Origin of the sequence: Bilophila sp. 4_1_30 (assembly GCF_000224655.1) — a bacterium.
Lineage (GTDB): Bacteria > Desulfobacterota > Desulfovibrionia > Desulfovibrionales > Desulfovibrionaceae > Bilophila > Bilophila wadsworthia.
In genome coordinates, this window is record NZ_JH114234.1 from 1 (window position 1) to 8412 (window position 8412).

Here is an 8412-nt window from a genome sequence, read left to right on the forward strand (position 1 = left end):
TCGGTTCTCCTCCCCCCAGCTTCTGTTGCCTTCGGCTTTATGCACCGGTTCGCTCCATAATCGGCTCACTTGCTCCCTCTTTACCTTCTTCTCGCAAGCCTTACCGGTTTGCCGAAGAAGGGTTTTAGATGCTGTGTCCGAGAGAGATGCCTCACTTTTTTAGGTGTGTAGGGAAATACCTCCCTTAAGGGCATTTGGGGGCGCGTTGTTTCCGAATGAACAAGAGATGAGAAGGTACAGCGTAAGATGGGAAATCGTATGGACTTCCTCATCATGAAAATATTGTGCAAGCGAAACTAGTGCAGGGAGAGTATTCCCAGAGCGGCGAGTACTGTCAGTATGAGGCAAACCCCGAGGCAGCCCTTTTCTTTTCGTTTTTTCTCAGGGTGTGCCCTTTCTGAAGGGGCTGTGGGTTGATACCGGGGCTTCTGCTGATTCGACGAGGCCGTTTTCTCAATCAGGTCTTTCTTTTCGAAAAAGCCTTGCAGCTCGTGAGTAAAACGCTGCCTCCAGTCTTCAAACCAGTGTTCAGGGTGCTGGCGCTGATATTCCCGTTCAAGGTGTTTTGTGAGGTCGTCGGGATCAGAGATCTCCGCCGGAATGGCTGACGTATCCAACGGATAGAAGGACGTCGTGATTTCCCTGGCGATCTGAACGAAATATTTCATGCTGTGTTTGTCATCAAGCATGACGCCGGAAAGGTAGAGGAGCTTGGCGCACGCCTCGATGTTTCTTCTGTTCAGATGGCACTGGGTAAGGTTCACATAGAAATTGCCGGAATTCAGTTCAATGAACGATCCCAAGTATTGGCAGCAGCCGGCTACCCATGTGGAAAATTCTTTGTTGAACTCCTTTTTGATCTGGATGAAGGTCACAACAGGATGCTCATCCAGCTCATCCAGAAAACTGCCGGGAAGGGAGTAGGGCGCAGGGAAGGACGGAAGCTTGGCCGGAGTGCGCTTCATGACGCCGGCAGCGTTCAAGGATGCTTGGGCCATTTTTCTGATGGCCTCAGGATCAATGAGCGTTTGCTTATACTCGTGTGGCAACGAATCGAAAGCTTCCCTTTTCTTTTCCGGGAGGCTGTTTCGGAACTCTTCAATCCGTTCGTCCAGATCCATGCGTGCACCTTGTTTGCTTGGAGTGGTGGCCAGCCGCGGTACGGGGCCGTGGGGAACGCCGCAAGTGTTCTATGCGGGAGAATATGATTCCAGCAGCATATCTGAGAATCATTTCCGTGACAACAGATGTCTTGAAAAGGTGCGTTGCTTGGGAATGTTTTCTCACACGATCGTTGAAAACGCGAAACGAAGAAGAGTGGGTAAAACCGGAACTGGGCGTCAAAACGGCAGGGAAGCGCACGCCCTTATGGGAATTGGGTGCGTCGGAATTGCGGATTTACAAGGCATTCTCGGTATGCTAAGACTGAAGTCCTTATTGTTCGGCGTTGTATCCGTCCGTATGTAATCACACAAAGTGTAACGAAATTGTTAGGTTGTCTAGATGGACCTTCTCACGGAACTTGAAAGCCTGATCCCGGAACTTGAAAAGGGTTTGGATCAGGCTTCTTCGTTGCAGGAAATGGAAGCGCTCCGGGTTGAATTCCTCGGGCGCAAGGGCCGCATTGCCCGCATAATGTCTCGTCTTCCCGAACTTGAGCCTGCGCAGCGTCCTTTGCTGGGGCAAACCGCCAACCGGGTGAAGGAAAGCCTGACCGCTCAGTTCGAAGCCAAGAAGACGGCTCTCGACAACGCCGAAGAGGCCGCAGCACTGGCACGTTTTGACGCGGGCCTGCCCGGCCGTTTGCCGTGGCGCGGTTCGCTGCATCCGGTGACCATGGTGATGGAAGAAATCTGCACCATCTTCAAGGGGCTTGGCTACGACATCGTGTCCGGTCCGGAAGTGGAGACGGATTACTACTGCTTTGAAGCGCTGAACATTCCGCCGGAACACCCCGCGCGCGACATGCAGGATACCCTGTACGTATCCGACGGCATCGTGTTGCGTACGCATACGTCTCCGCTTCAGGTGCGGACCATGCTCAAGCAGAAGCCTCCCGTTGCCGTGGTTGCGCCCGGACGTGTCTACCGCCGCGACTCGGACATCACGCACACGCCGATGTTCCATCAGGTCGAAGGCCTGCTCGTGGACAAGCACGTGACTATGGCCGATCTGCGCGGGACGCTTACCGCGTTCATGCGTGAAGTGTTCGGTTCCGACACCCGCATCCGTTTCCGCCCGAGCTTCTTCCCGTTTACGGAACCCAGCGCCGAAGCCGACATTTCCTGCTGTATGTGCGGCGGGAAGGGGCATGTCAACGGCACTACCTGCCGCGTGTGCAAGGGGACCGGCTGGCTGGAAATCCTCGGTTGCGGCATGGTCGATCCTGAAGTCTTCAAGGCCGTTGGCTACGACCCGGAAGAAGTGACGGGATTCGCCTTCGGGCTTGGCGTGGAACGTATCGCCATGCTGAAGTACGGCATCGGGGACCTGCGCATGTTCTTTGAGAACGATGTGCGTTTCCTCGGTCAGTTTGCCTAGGGCCAGTATCCCCCCTTCGGACAGGGGGTCGGGATCGGACTTCACTTCTTCTTTAAAAGGTATTTCTTCGGCTCATTCCGGAAAAATGCTGTTTGCGGTCCCGATCAAGAGAAGAATGCGCCGTCTTGTGGGAAGGCTTTCCTCGGCGGTTTTTGGGGCGATGCCCCGAGAGGATTGAGCAATGCTGTTAAGTCTGAAATGGTTGCGCGAATTTGTTCCGGTGGAAGCCGGGGCTCAGGAAGTCGGCGATCGCCTGACGATGCTTGGGCTGGAGCTGGAAGACATCATCCATCCGTATGATGCCATCAAGGACATCGTCGTCGGGCACGTCCTGACGAAAGAGGCCCATCCTGACTCGGATCATCTGGCCGTATGCACGGTGGATGTCGGACAGGAAGAAGTGCTGAACATCGTGTGTGGCGCGCCCAATGTGGCTGCCGGGCAGAAAGTCCCCGTGGCGCTGGTGGGCACGACAATGCCCGGCGGTATGGTCATCAAGAAGGCCAAGCTGCGCGGCGTGCCTTCGTTCGGCATGATCTGTTCCGAGCGCGAGCTGGGGCTTTCCGAAGATCATAACGGCATCATGGTGCTGCCCGAAGGCTTCAAAGTCGGTACCCGCCTCATCGACGCGCTGGATCTGGATACGGAGATTCTGGAAATCGGCATCACTCCGAACCGCGGCGACTGCCTGTCCGTACTGGGCCTTGCCCGCGAAGCGGCATTGGCGTTCAAGCTGCCTCTGACGCTGCCCAGGGTGCACGTGGAGGCACAGGGTTCGGATTGGGCGTCGGAATGGGCCGTGAATATCCCGAATCCCGACCTGTGCCCGTTCTACCAGCTGCGTCTCGTGGAAGGTGTGACCATCAGGCAGTCGCCCATGTGGATGCGCCACCGTCTGCACGCTGTGGGCGTCCGCCCCATTTCCAACATCGTGGACGTTACCAACTATATTTTGATGGAGCTGGGGCAGCCGCTGCACGCCTTTGACCGCGACAAGCTGGAAGGCGGGCGTACGGAAATCTCCGTGGCCCGTGACGGAGAACGTCTTGTGACCCTTGACGGTCAGGAACGTGTGCTGACCTCCGCCGACCTGCTGATCCGCGACGGCGTGAAGCCTGTTGCGCTCGCCGGGGTCATGGGCGGGCTTAATACGGAAATTTCCGACGCCAGCCGCAACGTCGTGGTTGAGAGCGCTGTATTCCGTCCCGAAACCATCCGCAAGACGGCCCGCCGCCTTGCCTTGGCCAGTGAAGCCTCCTACCGTTTTGAGCGCGGTGTGGATCAGATCAATTCCCGGTTCGCTATGGATAGGGCCGTCAGCCTGATGGCGGAACTTTCCGGCGGCGTGGTCCGCACAGGTGCCTGCACGCAGGAGCCCAAGCTGTGGGTAGCCCCGCACCCGCGTTTCCGTGTTCAGCGTACCGTGGAGCTGCTCGGCATGGATGTCGAGCCCGCGTTCTGCGCGGATACGCTGGAACGTCTGGGCTGCGGCCTTGACCGTTCCGACGAGGCGGACTGGAAGGTCACGACCCCGAGCTGGCGTTCCGACCTGAGCCGCGAAGTGGACCTCATCGAAGAAATCGCGCGCGTGAAGGGCATGGACACCATCCCGGAAACCCTGCCCGCCGTTTCCCGCCCTCTTGATCGTTTCGGCCAGCCGGAATCCCGGTACGGTTTCCTGTCCCGCATCAAGGGGTGGGGACGTGGCCTCGGCCTGAACGAAGCCGAGAACTACAGCTTCGTCGGCCACAAGGAACTCGATCATCTCGGCCTTTCCAAGGAAGGCCGCATCGATATCATCAACCCGCTGACCGAAGAACAGAACGTGCTCCGCCCCGAGATCGCCCCGAGCCTGTTGCAGAATGTGCGTACCAACATCGCGCACGGCAATATGGGCGTCCGTCTGTTCGAAGTGGCCAACGTGTTTGAGGCCGATCCCGCTTCCCAGACCACGGCGAAGGAAAGCGCCCGTCTCGGCATGGTGATGTATGGTTCCCTGTACGACACGGCGTGGCCGAATGCGGAAATCGACGCCGGATACGCGGACATCCGTGGACTGGTGGAACATTTCGCGGCGTTCCTGAATCTCTCCGCGCCCGTGTTCACCCGCGACGAAAACACGCATCCGTTCCTCGCTCCGTGCGTGCGCGTGACCGTCGACGGAAAGCACGTCGGTGTGGTGGGGCAGGTCAAGACGCAGCTTGCCGACGCCTACCATGCCCGCAAGCCCATCTGGCTTGCTGAATTGGATCTGGAAACCCTGTGGGAGCTGCACCGGGCGGCCCGCATCGTGTTCAAGGCGCTGTCCGTGTTCCCGGCGTCCAGCCGCGACGTGACGGTCATTGCTCCGCTTACCCTGTCCGTGGCCGCCGTTGAGAAGCACATCCGCGACATGCGCATTGCCATCCTCGAAGACGTGACCCTCATCGACCTGTATGAGCCCAAGGATACGGAAGAACGTAACCTGACCTTCCGGCTCACGTTCCGTAAGGCCGATCGGACTCTTAAAGATGCCGAGGTGGACAAGGAGCGGGAAAAGGTGGCACAATCGCTCATCAAGAATCTGGGCGTCCGTATCTGATCGCGGACGCAGCGATGACGAGGCATGTTTTTTTGTCTGTAATCAATGGAGCATGACGCGTTCCGCATGGGAACTCTATGACTGGACGGACGTATCGCATCGGGGAAGCGGCTCGGCTGCTGAAGCTGGAAGGTTACGTATTGCGTTTCTGGGAAACGGAATTCGAGCAGTTGCGCCCCTTGCGTACGCCGAAAGGGCAGAGGTTGTATTCCGACGCGGATCTCGTCGTGCTCCGGCGCATTCGCACCTTGCTGCACGAGCAGGGTATGACCATCGAAGGGGCCAGGCGCGTTCTCGAACGGGAATGCGCCGAGTCCGGCGACGGAAAGGCCCGGACAAGCGCGGAAGACATGCTCCGCCATGTGGAAAGCGAACTGATGGCCCTGCAGGCATTGCTGGGACGGCAGCGTCTTAAACCGACAAGGTAAGCTCCGATGATTCTTTCTCCTTCTCTTCTTTCCGCTGACGTGGGCAACCTTGCGGCGGAACTTTCGGCTTTGGAGGCCGCCGGTCTCCAGTGGGTGCACTGGGATGTCATGGACGGGCGGTTTGTGCCGAACATCACCTTCGGGCAGCACGTCATCAGGCAGTTGCGCAAGCGCAGCGGCCTGTTTTTTGATGTGCATCTGATGATTGTGGAGCCCGAAAACTATCTTTCCGAATTTCAGGCCGCGGGTGCCGGCATGCTGGTCGTGCACGCCGAGGCTACCCGGCATCTGCAGCGTACGCTCGCCGAAATCCGGCGTCTGGGCATGAAGGCCGGAGTCGCGCTTAATCCCGCCACCCCTCTGTCCGCGCTGGAATACGTGCTGGAGGATGTCGATATGATCCTCCTCATGAGCGTGAATCCGGGATTCGGCGGACAGAAATTTTTGCCGATCACCTATGAAAAGATCCGCCGTCTTCGCCGGATGCTGGACGAACGCCGCCTTGAGGCGCTTATCCAGATCGACGGCGGCGTTACGCCCGACAATACCGCCGATCTCGTGCGTGCGGGTGCGGACGTGCTGGTGTCCGGTTCGGCGTTTTTCTCGGTTCCACCCTATGAGGCCCGTCGTCTGGCGTTTGAGAGCAAGGCGGAGGAAGCCCGTTCACTGACTTTGTAAGCTGACGGAGAGTAGTCATGCGTTCCCGTAAAGAACTTGCCGATGCCATTCGTATCCTTTCCATGGACGCCGTAGACAAGGCCAAGTCCGGCCACCCCGGCGCGCCCATGGGCATGGCCGACATGGCGGAAGCCCTGTGGCGCGGCGTGTTGCGTCATAATCCCGCCGATCCCCATTGGGCCAATCGTGACCGGTTCGTCCTGTCAAACGGCCATGCCTCCATGTTGCTCTACAGCGTGCTGCATCTCACCGGCTATGACCTGAGCATGGACGATATCAAGAATTTCCGCCAGCTCGGCTCCCGTACGCCCGGCCACCCCGAAAAGGGCGTGACCCCCGGCGTGGAAACCACCACCGGGCCGCTCGGACAGGGCTTTGCCACCGCCGTGGGCATGGCTGTGGCTGAAAAACTGCTCGCCGCCGAGTTCAACCGCGACGGCTTCCCCATTGTCGATCACCACACATACGTGTTCCTCGGCGACGGCTGCCTCATGGAAGGTCTGTCGCAGGAGGCCTGTTCCCTCGCCGGGACTCTCGGCCTCGGCAAGCTCATCGTCATGTATGACGACAACGGCATTTCCATCGACGGCGACGTCCACCAGTGGTTCGGCGACGACACGCCCGCCCGTTTTGAAGCGTGCGGCTGGCACGTCATTTCCGGAGTGGACGGTCACGATGCCGCCATGCTCGACGCGGCGCTGCTCCTCGCCCGCAAGGAAACCGAGCGTCCGACCCTGATTTGCTGCAAGACGACCATCGGTTACGGTTCCCCCAAGAAGGGCGGGACGGCATCAAGCCACGGCTCGCCGATGGGGGCGGATGAAAACGCCGCCGTGCGTGCCGCGCTCGGCTGGAAGGACGAACCGTTTGTCATGCCGCAGGACATCAAGGATGAGTGGGACGCCCGCGAGCGCGGCGCTGCGCTTGAAGGCGAGTGGAGGGCTCTGTTTGCCGCCTATGCGAAAGCCTATCCCGATCTCGCCGCCGAATTCGAACGCCGGATGAGCGGTACATTGCCTGCTGACTGGGAAAGCGTTTCTTCCGCCGCCATCGCCCGTTTTGACGTGGACAAGCCGAAGGTCGCCACCCGTATCGCCAACCGCGACGTCCTGAACGCCATCGCTCCGCATCTGCCGGAACTGTTCGGCGGTTCCGCCGACCTGACCGGTTCCGTGGGCACGTGGCACGAAAAGGCTTCCCGCATCGGCCGCAACGACTGGAACGGCAACTATCTGTCCTACGGTGTGCGTGAATTCGTCATGGGTACCGTCATGAACGGCCTTGCGCTGCATGGCGGGTTCATCCCCTACGGCGGCACGTTCCTTGTGTTCTCCGATTATGCCAGAAACGCCATCCGCCTGTCCGCGCTCATGAAGCAGCGCCTTGTCTGGGTATTGACGCACGATTCCATCGGCGTCGGAGAGGACGGCCCCACGCACCAGCCCATTGAGCATGTGAGCAGCCTGCGCCTCATTCCCGATCTGCTCGTGTGGCGTCCCTGCGACGCGGTGGAAACCGCCGTGGCGTGGAAGGTGGCTCTTGAGTCCGCCCAGCCTTCCTGCATGGTGCTGACCCGTCAGGGCCTGACGCCGCAGGCCCGCACGGCGGAACAGCTTGAAGCCGTGAAGCGCGGTGCGTATATCCTCAAGGATTGCGAAGGCACACCCGATGTAATCTTTATCGCTACGGGTTCCGAAGTGCAGCTCGTCGTTTCCGCCGCCGAAGCGCTGGCCGGGAAGGGCCGCAAGGCGCGTGTGGTTTCCATGCCCTGCGCCGAGCTTTTTGACGCGCAGCCCGCCGAGTACAAGGAAAACGTACTGCCCCGCGCCGTGCGTGCGCGCGTGGCGGTCGAAGCGGCCTCCGTGGACGGCTGGTGGAAGTATGTGGGGCTCGACGGCGCTGTGGTCGGTATGTCCGGCTTTGGCGAGTCCGCTCCCGGCGACGTGCTGTTCAAGCACTTTGGGTTCACCGTCGATCATGTCGTTGACGTTGCCGAAGGCTTGTTGAAGTAGAAAAACGAATCGGGGGAGGGAGCTTTTTGCAAAAAGCTCCCTCCCCCGTACCCCACCCGCAAAAACTTCGACTGGTGGGGAGGGGACACGGAAGGAGTTCAGAAAGGACGAGCGTTTTTTCTGTATTGCCGGTGTGCCCCGTTTTTGTGTTCTGTAGTATTCTCCCTTTTTT

The 8412-nt window shown here is 59.3% G+C and carries 6 protein-coding genes; 5 read left to right on the forward strand and 1 reads right to left on the reverse strand.

Going from position 1 to position 8412, the window contains the following annotated elements; genetic code table 11:
- Nucleotides 1-296: 296 nt before the first annotated feature.
- On the reverse strand, nt 297-1121 hold the full coding sequence (locus HMPREF0178_RS16170; protein WP_009368870.1) for a hypothetical protein: 825 nt from the start codon (nt 1119-1121) through the stop codon (nt 297-299).
- 382 nt (nt 1122-1503) lie between these two features.
- Here HMPREF0178_RS16170 and pheS point away from each other — a divergent pair, with 382 nt between their 5' ends.
- The 5 genes from pheS to tkt all read left to right on the forward strand — a co-directional run bounded on the left by pheS (nt 1504) and on the right by tkt (nt 8240).
- Nucleotides 1504-2541, forward strand: coding sequence for a phenylalanine--tRNA ligase subunit alpha (gene pheS, locus HMPREF0178_RS16175; RefSeq protein WP_005029467.1), 1038 nt, complete (start codon nt 1504-1506; stop codon nt 2539-2541).
- Nucleotides 2542-2722: 181 nt separating this feature from the next.
- Nucleotides 2723-5122 (forward strand): phenylalanine--tRNA ligase subunit beta, encoded by a 2400-nt coding sequence (pheT, locus tag HMPREF0178_RS16180; RefSeq protein ID WP_009368871.1) that lies wholly within the window; start codon nt 2723-2725, stop codon nt 5120-5122.
- A 77-nt stretch (nt 5123-5199) separates the two neighbouring features.
- On the forward strand, nt 5200-5550 hold the full coding sequence (locus HMPREF0178_RS16185) for a MerR family transcriptional regulator (protein ID WP_005029474.1): 351 nt from the start codon (nt 5200-5202) through the stop codon (nt 5548-5550).
- 6 nt (nt 5551-5556) lie between these two features.
- Nucleotides 5557-6228 carry a ribulose-phosphate 3-epimerase gene (gene rpe, locus HMPREF0178_RS16190; protein WP_009368872.1) on the forward strand — a complete coding sequence of 224 codons (672 nt, stop codon included), beginning with the start codon at nt 5557-5559 and terminating at the stop codon, nt 6226-6228.
- 17 nt (nt 6229-6245) lie between these two features.
- On the forward strand, nt 6246-8240 hold the full coding sequence (gene tkt / locus HMPREF0178_RS16195; RefSeq protein ID WP_009368873.1) for a transketolase: 1995 nt from the start codon (nt 6246-6248) through the stop codon (nt 8238-8240).
- Nucleotides 8241-8412: the final 172 nt, after the last annotated feature.

What these genes read in the sequence shown, in the direction of transcription:
- HMPREF0178_RS16170 (WP_009368870.1), bottom strand. Translation starts at nt 1,121, where the DNA reads ATGGATCTGGACGAACGGATTGAAGAGTTCCGAAACAGCCTCCCGGAA.
- pheS (WP_005029467.1), top strand. Translation starts at nt 1,504, where the DNA reads ATGGACCTTCTCACGGAACTTGAAAGCCTGATCCCGGAACTTGAAAAG.
- pheT (WP_009368871.1), top strand. Translation starts at nt 2,723, where the DNA reads ATGCTGTTAAGTCTGAAATGGTTGCGCGAATTTGTTCCGGTGGAAGCC.
- HMPREF0178_RS16185 (WP_005029474.1), top strand. Translation starts at nt 5,200, where the DNA reads ATGACTGGACGGACGTATCGCATCGGGGAAGCGGCTCGGCTGCTGAAG.
- rpe (WP_009368872.1), top strand. Translation starts at nt 5,557, where the DNA reads ATGATTCTTTCTCCTTCTCTTCTTTCCGCTGACGTGGGCAACCTTGCG.
- tkt (WP_009368873.1), top strand. Translation starts at nt 6,246, where the DNA reads ATGCGTTCCCGTAAAGAACTTGCCGATGCCATTCGTATCCTTTCCATG.